General features: G+C 63.3%; 13 protein-coding genes and 1 pseudogene. 4 read left to right on the top strand and 10 right to left on the bottom strand.

The features are described 5' to 3' along the window. Positions 1-166 precede the first annotated feature (166 nt). The 3 genes from ahcY to ABIE49_RS08370 form a co-directional block, all read right to left on the bottom strand. Positions 167-1,612, bottom strand: a complete 1,446-nt coding sequence (gene ahcY, locus ABIE49_RS08360; protein ID WP_192737844.1) for an adenosylhomocysteinase — start codon at positions 1,610-1,612, stop codon at positions 167-169. A 77-nt stretch (positions 1,613-1,689) separates the two neighbouring features. Next, positions 1,690-2,952 carry a methionine adenosyltransferase gene (metK, locus tag ABIE49_RS08365; RefSeq protein WP_192737845.1) on the bottom strand — a complete coding sequence of 421 codons (1,263 nt, stop codon included), beginning with the start codon at positions 2,950-2,952 and terminating at the stop codon, positions 1,690-1,692. A 60-nt stretch (positions 2,953-3,012) separates the two neighbouring features. After that, the gene (locus tag ABIE49_RS08370) at positions 3,013-4,368 is read right to left on the bottom strand and encodes a hypothetical protein (protein WP_192737916.1); all 1,356 of its coding nucleotides are present in this window, start codon (positions 4,366-4,368) and stop codon (positions 3,013-3,015) included. 170 nt (positions 4,369-4,538) lie between these two features. Between ABIE49_RS08370 and ABIE49_RS08375 the strand changes: the two are divergent. Then, a pseudogene (locus tag ABIE49_RS08375) lies at positions 4,539-6,262 on the top strand (caspase family protein). A gap of 139 nt (positions 6,263-6,401) precedes the next feature. On the opposite strand, the gene ABIE49_RS08380 reads toward ABIE49_RS08375, so the two are convergent. Together ABIE49_RS08380 and ABIE49_RS08385 are read right to left on the bottom strand one after the other, a co-directional pair. Beyond that, the gene (locus ABIE49_RS08380) at positions 6,402-8,150 is read right to left on the bottom strand and encodes a serine hydrolase (protein WP_192737846.1); all 1,749 of its coding nucleotides are present in this window, start codon (positions 8,148-8,150) and stop codon (positions 6,402-6,404) included. Between the two features lie 184 nt (positions 8,151-8,334). Next, positions 8,335-11,667: an adenylate/guanylate cyclase domain-containing protein gene (locus tag ABIE49_RS08385; RefSeq protein ID WP_192737847.1), complete on the bottom strand. Its 3,333-nt coding sequence runs from the start codon at positions 11,665-11,667 to the stop codon at positions 8,335-8,337. A gap of 786 nt (positions 11,668-12,453) precedes the next feature. Here ABIE49_RS08385 and ABIE49_RS08390 point away from each other — a divergent pair. From ABIE49_RS08390 to ABIE49_RS08400, 3 genes are all read left to right on the top strand, one after another. Next, positions 12,454-12,960: a hypothetical protein gene (locus tag ABIE49_RS08390; RefSeq protein WP_192737848.1), complete on the top strand. Its 507-nt coding sequence runs from the start codon at positions 12,454-12,456 to the stop codon at positions 12,958-12,960. Positions 12,961-13,144: 184 nt separating this feature from the next. After that, entirely contained in the window at positions 13,145-13,681 is a 537-nt protein-coding gene (locus ABIE49_RS08395; protein ID WP_502915870.1) for a TetR/AcrR family transcriptional regulator, read from the top strand. Positions 13,682-13,752: 71 nt separating this feature from the next. Beyond that, positions 13,753-14,625, top strand: coding sequence for a DMT family transporter (locus tag ABIE49_RS08400; protein WP_192737850.1), 873 nt, complete (start codon positions 13,753-13,755; stop codon positions 14,623-14,625). A 747-nt stretch (positions 14,626-15,372) separates the two neighbouring features. On the opposite strand, the gene ABIE49_RS08405 is transcribed toward ABIE49_RS08400, so the two are convergent. Genes ABIE49_RS08405 through ABIE49_RS08425 form a run of 5 tightly spaced genes read right to left on the bottom strand, consistent with a single transcriptional unit; the run spans position 15,373 to position 19,878 of the window. Next, positions 15,373-16,491, bottom strand: coding sequence for a cobalamin-independent methionine synthase II family protein (locus ABIE49_RS08405; RefSeq protein ID WP_192737851.1), 1,119 nt, complete (start codon positions 16,489-16,491; stop codon positions 15,373-15,375). 21 nt (positions 16,492-16,512) lie between these two features. Next, positions 16,513-17,229, bottom strand: coding sequence for an ABC transporter ATP-binding protein (locus tag ABIE49_RS08410; protein ID WP_192737852.1), 717 nt, complete (start codon positions 17,227-17,229; stop codon positions 16,513-16,515). Then, the gene (locus tag ABIE49_RS08415) at positions 17,222-17,974 is read right to left on the bottom strand and encodes an ABC transporter ATP-binding protein (RefSeq protein ID WP_192737853.1); all 753 of its coding nucleotides are present in this window, start codon (positions 17,972-17,974) and stop codon (positions 17,222-17,224) included. The genes ABIE49_RS08410 and ABIE49_RS08415 overlap by 8 nt, the downstream gene beginning before the upstream one ends. After that, positions 17,971-19,002 (bottom strand): branched-chain amino acid ABC transporter permease, encoded by a 1,032-nt coding sequence (locus ABIE49_RS08420; RefSeq protein ID WP_192737854.1) that lies wholly within the window; start codon positions 19,000-19,002, stop codon positions 17,971-17,973. Before ABIE49_RS08420 ends, ABIE49_RS08415 begins: the two co-directional genes overlap by 4 nt. Before the next feature lie 6 nt (positions 19,003-19,008). Further along, positions 19,009-19,878: a branched-chain amino acid ABC transporter permease gene (locus ABIE49_RS08425; protein WP_192737855.1), complete on the bottom strand. Its 870-nt coding sequence runs from the start codon at positions 19,876-19,878 to the stop codon at positions 19,009-19,011. Positions 19,879-20,050 lie beyond the last annotated feature (172 nt).

The raw sequence follows: 20,050 nt of genomic DNA on the forward strand, positions 1-20,050 counted from the left end.
CCTCCGCAATGCTGTTCTGAAAATGAAATCTGAATCGTGCCGCTCGCTTCTTCAGTGGCGAGCTTGTCATGCTTCTACCTCAGATCGTAGCAGCGATCGCGCCATGAAAAAAGCCCCGGATCGCTCCGGGGCTTTTTTGTCGCGTATGCGGCGATCTCAATAGATCTCAATACCGGTAGTGGTCCGCCTTGAACGGGCCTTCCGGCTTGACGCCGATGTACTCGGCCTGGTCGGGACGCAGTTCGGTCAGCTTGACGCCGATCTTGGCGAGATGCAGCCGGGCCACCTTCTCGTCCAGCGACTTCGGCAGCACGTAGACTTCCTTCTTGTACTTGCCGTCCTTGTTGTTGGCGAACAGTTCGATCTGCGCCAGCGTCTGGTTGGTGAAGGAGGCCGACATCACGAAGCTCGGATGGCCCATGGCGTTGCCGAGGTTCACCAGGCGGCCTTCCGACAGCAGGATGATGCGGTGATTGTCGGGGAAGGTGATCTCGTCGACCTGCGGCTTGATGTTGTCCCACTTCAGGTTCTTCAGACCCGCGATCTGGATCTCGTTGTCGAAGTGGCCGATGTTGCAGACGATGGCGCGATCCTTCATCGCGCGCATGTGCTCGATGGTGATGATGTCCTTGTTGCCGGTGGCGGTGACGAAGATGTCGGCGCGGGGTGCCGCGTCTTCCATGGTCACGACCTCGTAGCCTTCCATCGCCGCCTGCAGCGCGCAGATCGGATCGACTTCCGACACCATCACGCGGCAGCCGGCCTGGCGCAATGACGCGGCCGATCCCTTGCCGACGTCGCCGAAGCCCGCGACCATCGCAATCTTGCCGGACATCATGACGTCGGTGCCGCGGCGGATGCCGTCGACCAGCGATTCACGACAGCCATAGAGGTTGTCGAACTTCGATTTGGTCACGCTGTCGTTGACGTTGATCGCCGGCCAAAGCAGCGTACCGGCCTTCTGCATGTCATAGAGACGATGCACGCCCGTGGTGGTCTCTTCGGAAACGCCCTTGATGCTCTTGGCGATCTCGGCGAAGTAGCCCTTCGGCTTTTCCTTGAGCTGCTTCTTCAGCAGCGCGAAGAAGACTTCCTCTTCTTCCGAACCCGGCTTGTCCAGGAACTTGGTGTCGCCGTTCTCGGCGCGCAGACCGAGATGGACGTACATGGTGGCGTCGCCGCCGTCGTCAAGAATCATGTTCGGGTGCAAGGCTTCACCGGGCTTTGCACCGTGCCAGTCGAACAGCTTGGCGGTGTAATCCCAGTATTCGGTGAGGCTCTCGCCCTTGACGGCAAACACCGGAATGCCGGCGGCTGCGATCGCCGCCGCCGCGTGGTCTTGCGTCGAATAGATGTTGCAGGAGACCCAGCGGATGTCAGCGCCGAGTGCGGCCAGCGTCTCGATCAGCACGCCGGTCTGGATCGTCATGTGCAGGGAGCCCGCGATGCGCGCGCCCTTCAGTGGCTGCTTCGGGCCGTATTCCTCGCGCGTCGCCATCAGGCCGGGCATTTCGGTCTCGGCCAGCGAGAGTTCCTTGCGGCCGAAGTCGGCGAGCGAGATGTCCTTGACGATGTAGTCGGTAAAGGCAGGCTTCTTGGCGGCGGCGGTCATGTGTTGATCCCTTGAAAAAGCTTATTCCGAAAAGCGCGAAAGGCTTTCCGGAATAAGCAGAACGATTACGGAGAAAATCAGAACGCACCCTTCAGCGCGGACACCAGATCGGTTTTTTCCCAGGAGAAGCCGCCATCCTTTTCCGGCGCGCGGCCGAAATGGCCGTAGGACGCGGTGCGGCGATAGATCGGCCGGTTCAGCTTCAGCGTGCGGCGGATGTTGGTCGGGGTCAGCCGGAACAGTTGCGGCAGCACCTTTTCGAGCTTCTTTTCGTCGACCTTGCCGGTGCCGTGGGTATCCACCAGCAGCGACATCGGATCGGCGACGCCGATCGCATAGGCGACCTGGATGGTGCAGCGATCGGCAAAGCCGGCCGCGACAACGTTCTTGGCGAGGTAGCGCGCGGCATAGGCGGCGGAACGATCGACCTTGGTCGGATCCTTGCCGGAGAAGGCGCCGCCGCCATGCGGCGCGTAGCCGCCATAGGTGTCGACGATGATCTTGCGGCCGGTCAGGCCGCAATCGCCGTCGGGGCCGCCGACCACGAAATTGCCGGTCGGGTTGACCAGGAAGTCGGAGGACTTCTGCGGCATCCAGCCCTTCGGCAGTGCCGACTCGACTTCATGCGCGATCATGTCCTTGATCAGGCCGGGCGAATACTTCTTGCCGTTGCGGCTCTTCTCGTTGTGCTGGGTCGAGACCACGACCTTGGTGCAGCCGACCGCTTTGCCTTCGACATATTTCACCGTGACCTGGCTCTTGGCGTCGGGCTGCAGGTCGAACAGCTGGCCGCTGCGGCGCTTGTCGGACAGCACTTTCAGGATGCGGTGCGCGAAGAAAATCGGCGCGGGCATGAAGCTGCCCTTTTCGTAGATTTCGCTCTCGTTGCAGGCATAGCCGAACATCATGCCCTGGTCGCCGGCGCCTTCTTCTTCGCCGCTCTTCTTTTTCTTGGCATCGACGCCCATCGCGATGTCGGGCGACTGGCCATGCAGCAGCACCTCAATGTCGGCGCCGTGATAGGAGAAGCCGTTCTGGTCGTAGCCGATGTCCTTGACCACGCCGCGGGCGATCTCGGAGATCAGTTCGCGATCGACCACCGAGACGCCGTGAATGTCGCGGAACAACTGGCCACGGCCCTCGCCCGCAATAACGATCTTGTTGGTCGTGCAGAGCGTCTCGCAGCCGAGACGGGTATTGACCGCACTGTCGTCGGCAATACCGAGCTTGACGTCCTTCTCGAGGAAGGCATCGAGAATGGCGTCGGAGATTTGATCCGAAACCTTGTCCGGATGGCCTTCGGAAACCGACTCGCTGGTGAAAAGATAAGACGCGCGCATCAACAACCCCTTGTTTCCGCCTGATGTTGGCGGGCTCTCTTTGTCATTTATCCCGGAATGTCAGTCGCGACGGCGCGAAATGACGTAGGATTCGTCGTAAAACCAAAGCCCATTATGCTTGCGCAGAACCTCTCTGGTGGCATCGAGGGTTCGGCCGTTTTCGGTCATTTCCGTCAACCGTTCGTCTTCGATCTGGGCGACATACACCGCCGCATTCCACGCTGCAAAGGCCGTCGAGGTTCCGATCGAGCCGGTGACCTCGTTGGGCAGCGCTTCCATATCATAACGGAAGATGGAACGGTTATCGGCGTAGGCATTAAAATTGAGGTCGCGCCCGGCTGACCCCAGCTCGTATTTCACCGTGCGCAATAGCTCATGACGGCTCACCGCGAAAGGATTTTCTCCGGGCCACACCGCCTGGATGATTTCCAGCCCCGGATCCTGCCCGTGGGAGTGAATTCCAATCAACCGGCCGCCGGCCCGCAGCGCCCGCGCCAGCGGCGCGATGATCCGCTTGGCGCGGAAATTCACAGAGGATTTGGCCCGGTATGGCTGGGATGCGATGACGAGGTCGAAATTGGCCTCGGTTCGGCCCGCCCGGGGGATGATCGAATCAAGCAGGAACCGGTGGTCCTCCCGGTAAACCACCAGCGCCACCGGCCGTTCATAGATCGGCATGCCCGATGTGGGGCTGACATTGGCCCGCCAGTTCTGCTCGAGAAATGGGCCCAGTGCGGCGATCTGGGTCTCGAACTCGCCCGACGAGGCCCCCTGCAAGGCCACCTCGTGCCAGATCATGCCAGCGGCCGCCGCGGGCGAAGCCGGCGTCAGCCAGGGCGCCTCGGCGTAGTACATGTTGGTGAGCACAAAAACGGTCGCGGGATGCTCGAACAGCCGGTCCGGAACCTTGTCGAGCGTCAGCCGGACGTCCTCCAGGCTGAGCTCCTTGCCGGCGATATAGAACGGCATATGGGGGAAGCGGCCGTGCATCGAGCGCATCACCCGCGCCAGCACCGTGCCGTCGCCGACGCCGGCATCGAACACCCGCAGCGCCGGCGGCCGCGGATGCAGGCTCGACAGCTCGAGCGCCACCCGGTCGGCGATCACCCGCTTTTCGCTGCAGGTATGGACGAACAACAGGTATTTCTGCCGGTTCTCGAAGAAGCGGAAATTGCCCCTGGGGTCACGCTTCTCGGGCGGCACTTCGATCCCGCGCGGCGGCGGCAGCCCGCCCGGCGTGGAAGCGGCGATATAGGCCTGGATCCGGTCCAGCGTGTCGATGGTAATGCGCTTGCCCTCGCGCAGGCGATGCACCAGCTTGCCGTCATTGACGGCCCGGCGGCCAAACGTCGTCTCCGCCATATCGGCCTGGCGGCAGAAATCCGATATCTGGGTGAGAATCTTGTCGTTTTTCATCGGGTGGCGGTTTGGGACGCAGCGGTGGGCAACGGCGGGTGACCGGAACGTCCTACCACCATCTGCCCACCGGGGGAAAGGCCTGTTTCCCGGCCCGGCCGGCATGAACCGCCATCCCGCATTTCGCCACCAAGACAAGGACGCAACCCCTTGATGGTAAGGACCAATTGATGCGCCGCGCGATCCTGATGCTGACCTTGCTCGCCGCCGCCCTGTGGTCGGCGCCCTCCCTCGCCCAGTCCCGCAAACAACTCGGGCCGCTCTGCACCACCGACACCACGCCGGCCGATCAGATGATCGATGCCTGCAACAAGATCATCGCGCTGAAGGTGTTTTCCGGCGAGAAGCTCGCGGGCATCTATTTCTGGCGCGCGGTCGGCTGGAACAAGAGGGGCGACTACGTCAAGGTCATCGCCGACGCCAGCGAGGCGCTCAGGCTCAAGCCTGACATCGCGATCTACAATCTGCGCGGCTCGGCCTATTACGACAAAGGCGAATACGACATCGCGATATCGGACTTCAACGACGCGCTGCGGCTGGGACCACCGAGCGGCATCCTGTTTCACAACCGCGGCAACGCCTGGCGCGGCAAGGGCGATTACGCCAAGGCGATCGCCGACTATGACGCATCGATCAACGCCGGACGGAAGTCTCCGTTCTCCTTCCAGAACCGCGGCATCTCGAAACAGGCGCTCGGCGATCTCGACGGCGCGATGGCCGACACCAACGAAGCGATCCGGCTCGACGCGGCGCTGCCGCAGCCGCTGATCCACCGCGCTGTGCTTTGGCGCGCCAAGGGCGACTTCGAACGCGCCATCGCCGACGGCACCGAGGCGATCCGCCTCGCCAAGGTGAAGGCCCCGGTCAACATCATGACGCCGCCCGGCAGCGTGCTGATCTCGGCCTACAGCCAGCGCGGCCTCGCCTATGAAGCAAAGGGCGATTTCACCAGCGCGAAACAGGACTACGCCGCAACCCTCGAAGGCAAGGCGTCGGACGCCGGCAGCAAATCCAATCAGGCCACCGCGAAGGTTCGGCTCTCGCTGTTGTCGGACGCAACAGCGCCGGCGCCGAGAGATGCGACATCAAACACGACATCGACGCCGGCGCCGGCCGGCGCGGCCAACCCTGCCCCGCTTCCCGCCCCGGTCCAGGGCACCACGCGCCGCGTCGCGCTCGTGATCGGTAACGGCGCCTATTCGCACGTCACGCCGCTGCCCAACCCGGTCAACGACGCCCGCTCGATCGCCAGGAGCCTGCGCGACATCGGCTTTGTGGTGAACGAAGGCATCGATCTCGATCGCGTGGCGATGCAATCGACGATCCGCGACTTCCTGCGCGATGCGGCACGGGCGCAGGTCGCGGTAGTTTACTATGCCGGTCACGGCGTGCAGGTCGAGGGCCGCAATTATCTCGTGCCGATCGACGTGGCGCTGCAGGCCGGCGGCCGCATGACTGATGCGATGGTGGAAATGGATACGATCATGGCCGGCCTCGACGATCAGGTGCGCACCAACATTCTGATCATGGATGCCTGCCGCAACAACCCCATGACTCCTCCGGTGGCGACGACGCAAGTGGCTTCCACGGGCGCCAATCGCGGCATCCAGGCCGGACCGGGTCTCGCCGCACCGGCCAGCCTTGGCGCCGGCTCGACGCTGGGCGCGGGAACGCTGATTGCCTACGCGACCGCGCCCGGAAGGTGGCGCTCGACGGCGAAGGCGTCAACAGCCCGTTCTCGGCGGCCCTGTCGCGCCACATCGGCACGCCCGGGCTCGAAGTGCAGCAGATGCTGACGCGGGTGCGCGCCGAAGTCGTCGCCGCGACCAAATCCAAACAGGTGCCGTGGTCAAACTCGTCGCTGCTCGGCGAGGTTTACTTGACGGGGAAGTGACGGCGCGCCGTCTCTCCACGTCATTGCGAGCGAAGCGAAGCAATCCATATCGCGGCATAGCGGATGGATGGATTGCTTCGTCGCTTCCGCTCCCTTGCGCAAACGCTTCGCGTTTGTCGCAGGCAATGACATTGGAAAGCTACTTCCCCTCCTCCACCCGCTGCGCAACGAAGACGCCGTTCGGCTGGTGAAAGACCACCTCGTCGATAACAGCCTCGCCGCGGAATTCGACGACAAATCCTTCCAGCTCGACGATACGAAACCTTCTGCCCTGCTCGGGCGCGAGGCGATAGGCCGGCTGGTAGTCGGGCTTCAACACCAGCCGGCTTTCGCTATCCAGCGTCACGCGATGGGTGATCGAGCCGCCCTTGAACTGGCCGACGCATCGGGCGCGAAACGCAGGTTCGGTGCAGTCGCCGGCCGCAAGGCGTGCAAAGACGATATCCTTCACCACAGGCTCCAGCGGCGCCGACAGGCTGACAATGTTGCCGTCGCGGTCGGTCAGGAAGGTGATGGCAAGCCGGTCCGGCTGCAGGCGTTGCGGCTCCTCGGACAATTCGAACGTCTCGTAATGACGGTGCGTCAGGGGCGCGGACATCCCGCGCCACGCCCAATGCAGCGCGCCGTCCTTTGCAGTCATCGACATCACGCCATAGGCCGGATGCGCGTACCCGCCGGCATACGCCGCCAATTCGTGCGCCGGTCGCGTATCCTTGTGACGCGCCTTTTCCCGCGCGTCCTTGTCGACCTGCATGTGGGCGATGAATTCGTCGCGCTGCTTGAGGAAGCGTGCACGCCATTCGACCGGCTCGCGGCCACGCAGCCGGTCGAGGATGTACCAGGTCAACGTTGACGGCACTTCGCTCGGGCTGCGGTTGGTCAGGACGGCAATTCCGATGCCCAGATCCGGCATCAGCGTCATCAGCGATCCCCAGCCGACCCAGCCGCCGCCGTGAAACACCATCCGGTCGCCGCGATAGTAGTTGGTCTGGAAGCCAAGGCCATAGAGCGCCTGACCGAACTCGGCGAGGTTGGGCGCCGAGATGAAGGCACGCGACGCATGCAGTTCACTGATCAGCGCCGCCGGCAGCAGCCGCTCGCCGTCGAGTTCACCTTTGTCCAGATGCAGCCGCATCCAGTTCGCAAGGCCCGTAACCGACGTGTTGATCGCGCCGGCCGCAATGGTGCGGATCGGCAGGCGCATCGCCGGCAGCCGTGTATCCTCGTGCATCATGTACGGCCGCGCCGCCTCACCTGCGGCTTCAAGGTCGTCGAGGTTGAAGCTGACGGTCATGCCGAGCCGGTCGGTCAGCCGGGTCCGGATGAATGCCTCGAAACTCTGTCCGCTGAGACGTTCGATCAAGAGACCCGCGACGTGGTAGCAGAGGTTGTTGTATTGCCAGGTGGTGCGGATGTCGCGGCTCAATTCGAGATGCCGCATCAGGTCGAGCATTTCGGCGGGCGCCCGATCGCCAGGCATGTGCACCCAGTCATGGCGTGGCAAGCCCGACTGATGGCTCAGCAGGTCGCGCACCGTGACGCGCTCGGTCGCGACCGGGTCGCTCAGGCGAAACTCGGGCATGTAGTCGCGCACCGGCTTGGTCCAGTCGAGGCGCCCCTCATGGTGCAACAGCGCCATCGCGGTCGCGGTGAATGATTTGGTGATCGAGCAAATGACGAACTGCGTCGCCGGTGTCACCGGCAGACTTGCCTCGACATCGCGCTGACCATAGGCCCGCGTCAGCGCCACCTTGCCGTCCTGCACCACGGCAAGGGCAACCCCCGGCACCTTCCAGTCGGCCATCACTTCGGCGGCGAGACGATCGAGATCGGAGACAACAGAGGAAACCGGCGCGGTTGGCGCCTCGGCGGATGATGCGTGGGACATGCAGCTTCTCGGCTCGAACAGCAGCTAGCGCACATCCCGGATCAGGCTGCACCACGCGGCAAGGTTGCGTTGCGGATGATAGCTCGTGGCGAGCCACTCGCGAAGCCTGCCTGACGGAGAAGTGAAGACGCTTCGTCAGGCGCAGTTCGCCCTCGCGGCCCTCGAAAGAATGTAGTTGCACCGGCTAACGGCTGCGCCGGAGCAGCTTCTGCGCCTCTTCGATTTCGGGGAGATCCTGCCCCGTGTCGAAATCGACGAGGAATGGCCCGAGCAGTTCGGATACGGGCGCCGTTCGACCATTCCTGACATGGAAGCGCGCCAGGCCAAGTGCGCTGCGCAACTCGAAAGTCTTGGTCTGCTGGCGGCGGGCGATTTCAAGGGCCTTGTTGAAGGCATCTTCGACCATGGAAGCGTTCGGCGGGTCGCAACGCAGCAGCAGCTCTCCCTGGACACGATGCAGTTCGGCATCGAGCCAATGCTGGCCGGATTGTTCGGTCCACCCGATCAACTCGCGCACAATTTCCAGCCCGGTCTCGAGTTGCCCGGCTTCCGCATTCGCCAGGGCAACATGCATCCCCCAGAACGGCTCACACAGGTAGCAATCGTTTTCATGCAGCAAGGTCCAGCCGCGGCGCATTTCGCCGAGGCCCTCCACCTGTTCGCCGGCGCGCCACTTTGCAAGGCCGTTCAGGTAGGTCCCGGCGGCCACATACAACGGCATGGTATGTTCGCGGGCGAGAGCGAGGGCAAGGATGGTCTCCGTCTGCTGCAACATGCCCCGGCATAGTCCGTCGAAGACGGCCTTATGAACCAGCGCATTGGCCTGCGACAGCGCCCGCTTTTCTCCCGGCACACTCACCGCTGCCGCGGCGAGCCGGCGCGCTCGATCGATCTTCCCGATCGGCCAGAGCACCAGGGCGAGAAACCTCATGATGACGAACGGCAGGTCCAGCGTCGACGCCCTGAAGGTCTCGGGGTCAGGCTCGGCGCCGTAGATCGCAAGGGCCTGCTCAAGATGCACTTTCGCATCGAGGTAATCGCCGCCGAACCAACAGGTCACCCCGCTGGTGCAATGGGCGAGGACTGCCGCCACCGGCGATTCCGGTCGCCGGTCGGCGGCGCTGACGATTGCACCCACCAATTCCCGCATCGGCGCGATCTCGCCGTGAGTGAGGCAGGCGTTGAACAGGCCCGAATGGATCGGCGCCAGTTCGACCGGATCATTGATGTCAGCCGCGAACTGCCGGGCGCGCGTCCATGCGGCCACCGTTTCGGGCGCGCTGTGCCCAAGGCTTCCGCGCAGCGCGCGGCTATAGGCAATCTGGAGATCGAGCCGGCTCATAATCCGGCCCGGCGCATCGGGCACCCCATCGGCGATCGCGACGGCCTTGCCGAGATGGGCGACCGCCTCGGAATAGGCCGAGCGTTTCAGCGCCTGCTGGCCGGCCTTGCGCCACCAGCCGAGGGCCACCTCGCCGAGCCCGGCTTCAGTGAAGTGGTAGGCCAGCACTTCCGGCTCGGTTTCGGCGATGATCGGAAAGCTGTCGCGCAGGACATCGCCAATATGCTTGTGGAGCTGCAGCCGCCGGCTCTTGAGCAGGCTCTCGTAAGCCGCTTCCTGCACCAGCGCATGCTTGAAGCTGTAGCGTGCTTCCGGCGGCGTGCCGCGCCGCATCAGCAGCTCGGCCTGCTCGAGCTGCGCCAGCGCGGCGCTCAATGTCAGATCATCGCGCCCCGCCACAGATCGCAGCAGCGTATACGAGAAGTCGCGGCCGATGGCAGCGCCGATCTGCGCGACCTCCTTGACCGGCGCCAGCCGGTCGAGCCGCGCCATCAGCGAGTCCTGCAGCGTCGCGGGAATGGCAAGCGACGGGAACGGACTATCGAGCCGATAGCGCCCGGCATCTGCCACGAGCAGTCCGGACTCCAGCACCATCTTGGTCAGTTCCTCGACGAACAGCGGGATACCATCCGTCCTCTCGATGATCTGCGACATCATTTCGTTTGGCAGCTGCCGACCGACGGTCACCTGCTCGACCAGGGCGCGGGTATCCCGCCGGTCAAGCCGATCGAGCCGCAACAGGCTGACGTTGGGAAGACCCACCCAGGGCGGCTCGAACTCGGGGCGAAAGGTCAGGAGCATGAGTATCGGCAATCCCCTGATCCGGTCGACCGTGAGATCGAACAGCTCGAGCGTCGTGGCGTCGGCCCAATGCATGTCCTCGCAGACGACCAGCACGGGCTGCTGCCGTGCCAGACCCTCGACCTGGTCGAGAAGGGTTGCGAATGTCTGTCGCCGCTGCTGCACCGGATTGAGGCCAAGCGGCGGATAGCGCTCGCCGGTTGAGATCGAAAGCTGCGCGGCGATCAGCGGCGTCGCCTTGGCCACCTGCTGCGTTCCAAGCGCAAGCATTGCCTCGAGCTTGTCGAGCTTTTGCTCCGGCGTGTCCTGCGACTTGATGCCGGCAGCGCGCTCGAGTTGAGCGACAAAGGGATGAAGCGCACTGTTGGTATGGTAGGGCGAGCACTGATAGCGCACCCGGCGGTGGGTCCCCAAGGCAGGGTCCTCCAACAGCGTCGCGACGATGCGCGACTTGCCGATCCCGGCCTCGCCGGAAATCAGGACCACCTGGCCCTGACCCTGCCACGCCAGCTGCTGGCGCGAGCGCGCGAATTCGATCTCTGCCTTGCGGCCGACAAAGCCGATCGAGCGCACGGTTCGCACCGCCTCGAAGCGGCTCTCCGATGCGGCTCCGCCTTCGACCGCCCAGACCGCGATCGGCTCGTCGAGGCCCTTGACCTCGCGGCGGCCGAGGCTGCGCAGCGTGAATAGATCGCCAAGCAGTTGGCGCGTCGAGGCCGCAACGACAACCGCCCCCGGCTCCGCCAGGCTCTGTAGCCGCGCAGCGACGTTCGGTGTATCGCCGACCATCGCTTGCCGCTCTGACGTGCCTCCGCTGATGAGGTCGCCTACCACAACAAGTCCGGTCGCGATCGCGATCCGCACCTCCACCCGCTGTATCGCACGCGTTTCGAGCGGCCCTATCGCGGCGGTGATGTCGAGCCCCGCCCGCACGGCACGCTCCGCGTCATCCTCGTGTGCAACGGGATAGCCGAAATAAGCAAGTATTCCATCGCCCACGAACCTGGCGATAACGCCGTCGTAAGTGGCAATGACCCTCGCGCAGGCGGCCCGATAGGTGCGGATCACCTCCCACATGTCCTCGGGATCGAGGCGCGCCGAAAGCGCCGTCGAACCGACCAGGTCGCAGAACATGACGGTGAGGTGGCGTCGTTCGGCATCGCGCCGGATCGCCGGCTCGGCGACCAATTCGGCTTGATTGAGTTCGGCAATCGCGCGCAGCATTTTGCGACGATGTCCGAGCAGGACTCCCAGTCTGTCGTAGTCCTGATCCGTCAGGTCGGGAAGAACACCAAGATCAATGCCGTTCTCGGCAAAACGCAGCGCGTATTGCCCAAGCCCCAGCTTCTCGAGCCAGTCCGCAATCTGCTGCATTGGCACCACCCACGCTCTGGTTGGCGGCCAGCCCATTATCGGACCACGGTAACGAAAAAATTATTGCATATTTTTCCCGGTTCGCACGTCCTGTTTGCGGGCATCCCGGCGGCGCCCGGCTCTCGATTTCTCCATAGGTCGCACAGCCGAAATGTCCGCTACTCAAAAGAGTAGTGGCAGGATGCAGAACGGTAGGATTGCTGGACGCCCCGCTCGACGGCAAGACCGAACCCACTCGCAACGTTGAAACAATTCGAACTCTTATGCACTCTGCGCCAGATTGAGCCGATCGATGAATAGGCGATATCTGACCCGCCGAAACCTGCGCTGCATTAACCTTCGGCCAACGATAGTCAGGTACTGCGTTACTCCGAACACGTTTGTTTGAACCTTGTTTCCCGAAACATGACGACGGGAGCATGCCGTGGCGATGTGAAGGGGTTCACACCGACACGCGTTACGCGGTGCTAGAAGCTCGATTGGTCCCAACGGCTGCTGTCATGAGCGACATCAGATTTTTCCGGGGACCCGAGGGCGCTCAATAGCGCCCGCGCGGAAGCGGCGCAAATACGCGCCCGGCAATGTGGCGGCAACCTGCGCGAGCCCAGGCCAGACCCATTCAACAGAACTGCAGGGCATACGGTGTGTTCGGGGATATGGGCGGATAACGTCGTCAAACGCGTTGATGCGGCCGATCGAGATTACCTCACGCCGGACGATTGCTGCACGAGGCGCGGCCGACTTATCGCGTCGTTCCGGCAGGCAACTTTCAGGAAAGGCAGCCCCATGAAAATGGCCAATGCAAACATCGACAGGTCATCCGGCACCAAGACGGCCGGGTTCGCTCCTGCGGCTCTCATCAAATCGGCGCATCTCATTGAACGAGTAGGACTCGCCGCGATTGGAGGCTCCTGCGGCTTGTACGTCGCCGCAGCATTATTGCGCCGGCTAAACGAACTGCCCCTGAGTGTCGGGATCGTCCTGTTCATGATGCTCTTTGGGGCTTTCAGCTTCTATGTCGGCATCGATCTGCCTCGCCGTTCGGCCCGACGATCAGCCTCGATCCAACGACGATGGAGCCCGGATACTGTGGTTGAGATCCTGAGCGCGGTCGGAATATTTCTTGCCGCGATTGCGACGTTTGCCTCTGTCGGCATCATCATCCTCGATGAGACCGTGTCTGACGGATCACTGGGCTTGATCGGAGGCAGCTGGATGACCGGCTCTTCGTTGCAAATCGCTGCCGGCATCATCGCCCGCAGCTACGGCACGGCCGAAAATGCCGGCAAGTGATTTCCGATTGCCGTTGGAATGCGCAGGCTGGCTGCGACGCAGGCCCACGCGTTTGACTCATGGCGGCCATTTGCAATTAAAGACCGATCGGTCTATATATACGGTTATGACACGCCAAAGCCCAATGCAGTTGCCGCGTGGCCGGCCCCGTAGTTTCGACACGGAAGCCGCCGTCGAGCGCGCCATGGGTGTGTTCTGGTCACGCGGCTATCACGGCACGGCGCTTCCAGACCTGCTTCGAGCGACGAAGCTTTCGCGCGGCAGCCTTTATGCCGCCTTCGGGGACAAGCACGCCCTCTTCCTGCGTGCGCTCGATCGCTATATCGCCGACGCCCTGGCGCGGATGGACGTCGAACTCGGTCCGCGCCACGCGCCGGTTGATGGCCTGCGGACCTTCCTTGCTGGTTACGTCGAGCGCACCAGCGGCGCCAGCGGTCGGCGCGGATGCCTGCTGGTGGCCACAGCCATGGAATTGGCCGGCCACGACGGGGATGTCGAAGCTCGCATCGGCGGTTTTTTCAAAGCCATGGAGGCCAGGGTCGCCAGCGCACTCTCGCGCGCAAAGGCAGCGGGCGAACTGGCCGCTGGTGTTGAGCCTGCAAGTGCCGCGCGGATACTGGTCTGCTTCGTCGAGGGACTTCGGGTGGTCGGTAAAACGGGACCAACGCGCACCACGTCGCAAGCCACTGCCGACGCCCTTCTCGACCGCTTCATCAAGTAGCTCAATCCATGGACGCACGCCGCATTATACGCGCCTATATCTGGACCGATTGGTCTTAAAATGAGGATGCCATGTCTGCCATTCAGATCGCCTGCGCGGTGCTGGTGCCTCTCATCTGGGGCTATCAGTTCGTGGCCATCAAAGTGGGCGTGCTGCAGTTTCCGCCACTTTTCTTCCTTGGACTGCGCTTCCTCGCCATAGCGCTGCTGCTCATCCCCTTCGTTGCAAGGCCGACACGTCAGGAGTTCGGCTCAATCGCCGTCATCTCGGTCTTCCTTGGCGGACTGAATTTCGGGTTGTTCTATGTGGGCCTGGGGCTCGGTTCCGGCAGCATGTCTGCCGTCGCCTATCAACTCACGACGCCCTTCACCGTCCTGTTGGCCTGGCCACTGCTTGCGGAGCGGCCGTCGCTGATGACATCCGCCGGTGTGTTGATTGCCTTCGGCGGCGTGCTCGTGCTGGCCGCCGGGCCAGGCCTGTCCGCAAATGCGTTACCAATCCTGCTGGTGGTCGGGGCAGCCTTCGCGTTCGCGGTCGCCAACGTCTTGACCAAGCGCCACGGCCCGTTCGATCCCCTGATGTTGACGGGGTGGTCGTCACTTTTCACGGTACCGCAGGTCATGCTGATGTCGCTGTTCCTCGAACACGGGCAACTGACGACCCTCGTCACGGCGGACGAACGTGGCTGGATGGCGCTCGCCTACACTATTTTCATCGGAGGAATTGTCGGGTTCGGTCTTTGGTTCTGGCTGATCGCCCGTTGCACCATGGCCCGCGTGGCACCATTCGCGCTGCTGCTTCCGGTCTTCGCCTTGATTTCGAGCGTGCTGTTCCTTGGCGACCGCGTGACCCCGACGCTGGCTATCGGGGCACTACTCGCCATCTCGGGCGTCGCCATTACGCAAGTGAGACCGATCGCTCGACCAGATTCCCCCGCGCAATAGCAAACTGGATGCGACGCGTGCGGCAAAACGACCCGACGGGCAAATCACTTCTGATTTACGGAAATCGTGTCAAGCCCCGAAATAAAAAATATTTCGCTTTCGCCGTCGGGCAAATCATCTCTACGAGTTTGCGTTATCCCGTCCCACTCAGAGGGGCGTCGGCCGTCGTCACGACGAGGGGCGGGTTGCGGTGGACGTAACAGTTGCGATTGACGGTCGCGGCTGAAGCGTACGGCGAAAGCGTGTGGTCCTGGCGCCCGTAACGGCGTTAAGTCCAGCGGGAGCTAACGCTTCCGAGGGGCGACGGTGGCAATAGAGGCCGTCTCACCGGGGAGAGCGCGTTATAAACCGTAAAGCCATTGCGCAGGGAATGTCGGATGTTCTCCGCTGCCCTGTATGCTCGTGTGCAGCATTCTTATGCACAATCGCACACGAGACCGCGGGTGCAGCGCGCATCCGGCATTCCCTGCGCCCTCTGATTGGAGAGGGTAAGGAATTTCTGGCAAAGCTCGGGCGCAATGCGTCGCGAGATCGCGAAAGTGCGTTTGGACGATGGTGAGCGCACAGCCGTCGTCCCGGCCTTGAGCCGGGACCCATACGCCGCGGCCCATCGGTCAGAGCGCCGGCGTTAGAGACCTTCTGCAAACAATAACCGCCGCGGCGTATGGGTCCCCCGATGCGCAATTGCGCATCTGAGGTCAAGCCCGGGACGACGGGTGAAGAGGGCCGCGACGCGGAAAGATGAAGCTACTTCCCCCACACCTCGTTGGCGACATCGACCGCGAGCTTCAGCTTGGCCCACTGCTCTTCCTCGGACAGGATGTTGCCTTCCTCGGTCGAGGCGAAGCCGCATTGCGGCGATACCGCGAGCTGCTCGAGCGGCGCGAATTTTGCCGCCTCCATCAGCCGGCGCTTGATGTCTTCCTTGTTCTCGAGCTCGCCGAACTTCGAGGTGATGACGCCGACCACGACCACCTTGTTGCCCTTCGGCAGATAACGCAGCGGCTCGAAGCCGCCGGCGCGGTCGGAATCATATTCCAGGAAGTAGCCGTCGTAATTGGTGCCGGCCAGCATGGTCTCGGCGACAGGCTCGTAACCGCCGGAGGAAATCCAGGTCGAGCGGAAATTGCCGCGACAGACATGGGTGGTGACAATCATGTCGGCCGGCCGCTCGGCCAGCGCGTAGTTGATGACGCGGGCATAAATCTCCTGCAGGCCGTCGGGATTGTCGCCGCGCTCGCGCGCCTTCTGCAACTCGTCCTGGGAGCACAGATAGGCCCACACGGTGTCGTCGAACTGCAGATAGCGGCAGCCGGCGTCATAAAACGCCTTCACCGCCTTGCGGTAGGTCTTGCCGAGATCCTCGAAGAAGGCTTCGAGATCAGGATAGACGTCCTTGGAGATCGCCTTGCGGCCGCCGCGGAAATGCAGCACCGCGGGCGACGGGATCGTCATCTTCGCGGTCACATGCGCGGTGTCGCAATGCTTCTTCAGGAACCTGAAGTGATCGAGCATCGGATGATTGTCGGGGAAGTCGAGCTTGCCGATGACGCGGATGGCGTCATGCCGGGTCTGGACGCCGGCGAACTGGATGCCCTGGTCGGGATGAAACAATTCGCAGCCGGTCAGGTCCTTGAGGAAATCGAAATGCCACCAGGAGCGGCGGAACTCGCCGTCGGTCGCGAGCTTGAGGCCGAGCGAGGCCTGCTTGTGCACGACCTTTTCGATTTCCATGTCCTCGGCCTTGCGCAGGTCCTCGGCCGTGATCTCACCCTTCTCCAGTTTGGCGCGCGCTTCCTTGATGCGCTGCGGCCGCAACAGGCTGCCGACCTCGTCGGCACGGAACGGGGCTTTGGTTCGCTGCATGGTCTTACTCCCAGGGATTATCTAGTGTGCTGCGGCGCCAGCGACGCCAAGATAGCGTTCGAGTACCGCAGGATCGGCCTTCAGGGCGCTGGAGGCCGCATCATGGACGATCGCGCCGCGTTCCAATATCACAACCCGGTCGGCCAACCCCAGAATCTTTTGGGCATTCTGCTCGACAATAATCGAGCAGATCCCCCCGGCGCGGGTGATGGTGCCGAGCGCCCGCAGCAGCTCCTCGACGATGATGGGTGCCAGCCCCTCGGTCGGCTCGTCCAGCAGCAGCACCTTCGGATTGAGCGTCAGCGCCCGGCCGATCGCCAGCATCTGCTGTTCGCCGCCGGAGAGCTGGTTGCCGAAATTACTGCGGCGCTCCTTCAGCCGCGGAAACATTTCGTAAACCCTGTCGATGGTCCATGGGCCGGGCTGGGCCACCGCGGTCATGTTCTCTTCCACCGTCAACGAGCGGAAGATGTTGCGTTCCTGCGGCACCCAGCCGATTCCGGCGCGCGCCCGCTGATCCGGCCGCATCGACGTGATATCCAGCCCACCGAGTGTGACCGTGCCGCCAAAACGCCGGGTAATGCCGACGATCGAATTGATCAGCGTGGTCTTGCCGGTGCCGTTGCGGCCGAGCAGCGCCAGCACCTGCCCTTCGCCCAGCGTCAGCGACATCCCCGGCAGCACCACCGCTTGCCCATAACCGGCGCGCAGGCCGTTGATGGCGAGTAAATCAGACATCGGCAGCCTCGCCGAGATAGACCGCCTTGACCTGGGGATCGCGCGCCACCTCGTCCGGCGGACCCTCGACCAGCATGGCGCCGTTGACCAGCACCGAAATCCGGTCGGCGAACGAAAACACCAGATCCATGTCGTGCTCTATCAGAAGCACCGTGACGTCGCGCGGCAGCGCTGCGACGGCCGCCAGAATATCGTGGCGCTCGCTCTCGGGCACGCCGGCGGCGGGCTCGTCGAGCAGCAGCACGCGCGGCTTGGTCGCGATCGCGACCGCGATCTCGAGCAGGCGCTGCTTGCCGTAGGGCAGCGTCGCGGTGAGCTCGTTCATGACGTCGAGCAGGTGAAAGCGCGACAGCGTCTCGGCGACCTCCTGGTTGACGTCGCCCCGCGTTCCCATCCGCCGCCACCAGTCGCCGCCGCGGCCGAGCCGTTCGGACACCGCAAGCCCGATGGTCTCCAGCGGCGTCAGATCGGCATAGAGCTGGTTGATCTGGAAGGTGCGCGACAGCCCGCGCAGCACCCGCTTGTGAACCGGCAGATCGGTGATGTCGTTGCCCTCGAGCAGGATGCGCCCGGCATTGGGGGCAAGCACGCCGGTGAGCAGGTTGATGACCGTGGTCTTGCCGGCGCCGTTCGGCCCGATCAGGGCATGGCGGGCGCCCTGCTCGACCCGCAGCGACAGGTCACGCGTGACGCGCAGGCCGCCGAATGATTTTTCCAGTCCTTTGGTTTCCAGCGCGATCGTCATGGCGCGTCACTTTCGGGAACGGCCACGACGGCTTTGCGTCCGGCTATTTTCCGGATCACGAGATTGGGCAGCCACAGCGCCCAGCGATGCATGCGGTCGCGGCCGACCAGCACGATCACGACCAGCACGAGGCCGATCCAGAACAGCCAGTACTGCGGCGTGATGGTGGAGAAGAATTCCTGCAGCATCTTGAAGACAACAGCGCCGATCAGGCCGCCATAGAGATAGCCGGTGCCGCCGAGCACCAGCACCAGCATCAGATCGGCCGATTTTTCGAACGCGAACACGTCGAGCGAGGCCAGCGCCGTGGTCTGGGTGAACAGCGCGCCGGCAATGCCGGCGTAGAACGCGGCCAGCGTATAGATCGCGATCAGGCGGCGGTTGACCGGCACGCCGATGGCGGACGCCCGCAGCGGATTGTTCTTGATCGCGCGCAGCGACAGGCCGAATGGCGAGTTCACCACCCGGCGAGCGAGCAGGAACAGCAGGAACAGCACGATCAACGAGTAGAAGAAGCCGGTCTTGCCGAACATGTCGAAGGCGAACGTACCGAGGATCGGCGCCATCTCGATGCCCTGCAGGCCGTCGGTGCCGCCGGTGATGTTGGAGAACCGCTCACCCAGCGCCTCCAGCAGCAACGCGATCCCGAGCGTCACCATCAACCGCGTCAGGTCGACGCCGCGGATCACCAGGAAACTGGTGAGAAAGCCGAGCACCATGGCGACGAGACCCGCCGCGACCAATGCAATCACCGGTTCGGTGATGATGCCGTGGAGCGCCAGCAGCCCGGCGCAGTAGGCGCCGACGCCGAAGAAGGCGGCATGGCCGAGCGACACGATACCGGCATAGCCAAGGATCAGGTCGAGCGACAGCGCGAACAGTGCCAGCCGCAGGATGTCCGTCATGATCAGATAGCGCGACGGAAACAGGAATGCGCAGGCCAGCACCAGAACCCAGAACGCGATTTCGCCTCCGCGCCAGCGGGAGCGAGCCATGGCATGAGACGAGACTTCGGGAAGCGCGCTCATATCGGTTCACCGCGCCGCGGTGCGGCCGAACAGACCGTTCGGGCGCCAGATCAGGATCACGATCATGATGGTGTAGATGACGAATGGCCCCATCTTCGGCACGTAATATTTGCCAGCGACGTCGCCGATGCCGAGCAAGAGCGAAGCCAGAAACGGCCCGGTGATGCTGGAGGAGCCGCCGACGGTGACCACGATCAAAAAGTAGATCATGAACTTGAGCGGAAAATACGGATCGAGGCCGAGAATTTCTGCGCTCAGCGCGCCGCCCAGACCGGCAAGCCCGCAACCGAAGGCGAAGGTAAAGGCAAACACCTGCGGCACGTTGATGCCGAGGCCGCTGGCGGCACGGGGATCATCGACCGCCGCGCGCAAGCGGCTGCCGAACCGGGTTTTCGCCAGGATCAGTTGCAGCCCCACCGTGAGCAGGCCGCAGATCACGATGATCATCAGCCGGTAGCGGCCGATGCCGACGCCGAAGAAATCGAACTGGCCCTCGAGCGCCGCCGGCAGCTTGATGAAGATGCGCGACGATCCCATGATGTAATCGACCGACGCCACCGACATGAATGTGAGGCCGATCGTGAACAGCACCTGGTCTAGATGGCTCCGGTTGTAGAGATGGCGGTAGAGCGTACGCTCCAGCGCCACGCCGATCACGGCGCTGACGACAAAGGCGAGCGGCAGCGCCGCAAAGAACGGCCAGCCGGAATTGTTGACCAGAACGGCGCAGACATAGCCGCCGGTCATCGCGAACGCGCCATGGGCGAGGTTGACGAAGTTCATCAGCCCCAGCGTCACGGCCAGCCCGCAGGCCAGCACGAACAGCAGCATGCCGTAGGCGACGCCGTCGAACAGGATGGTGAAGAGCGTGGTCATGAGATGGGCTTAGCCGAGATTAGCGACACGAAAGTAATTACACCGTCATGGCCGGGCTTGTCCCGGCCATCCACGTCTTCCTTTCGCTCGCCGAAGAAGGACGTGGATGCCCGGCACAAGGCCGGGCATGACGCAGAGCGAGAGCGGACGCGCGCCCCACGATGCGCAATCG

The sequence above is a fragment of the Bradyrhizobium sp. OAE829 genome, from assembly GCF_040546575.1.
GTDB lineage: Bacteria > Pseudomonadota > Alphaproteobacteria > Rhizobiales > Xanthobacteraceae > Bradyrhizobium.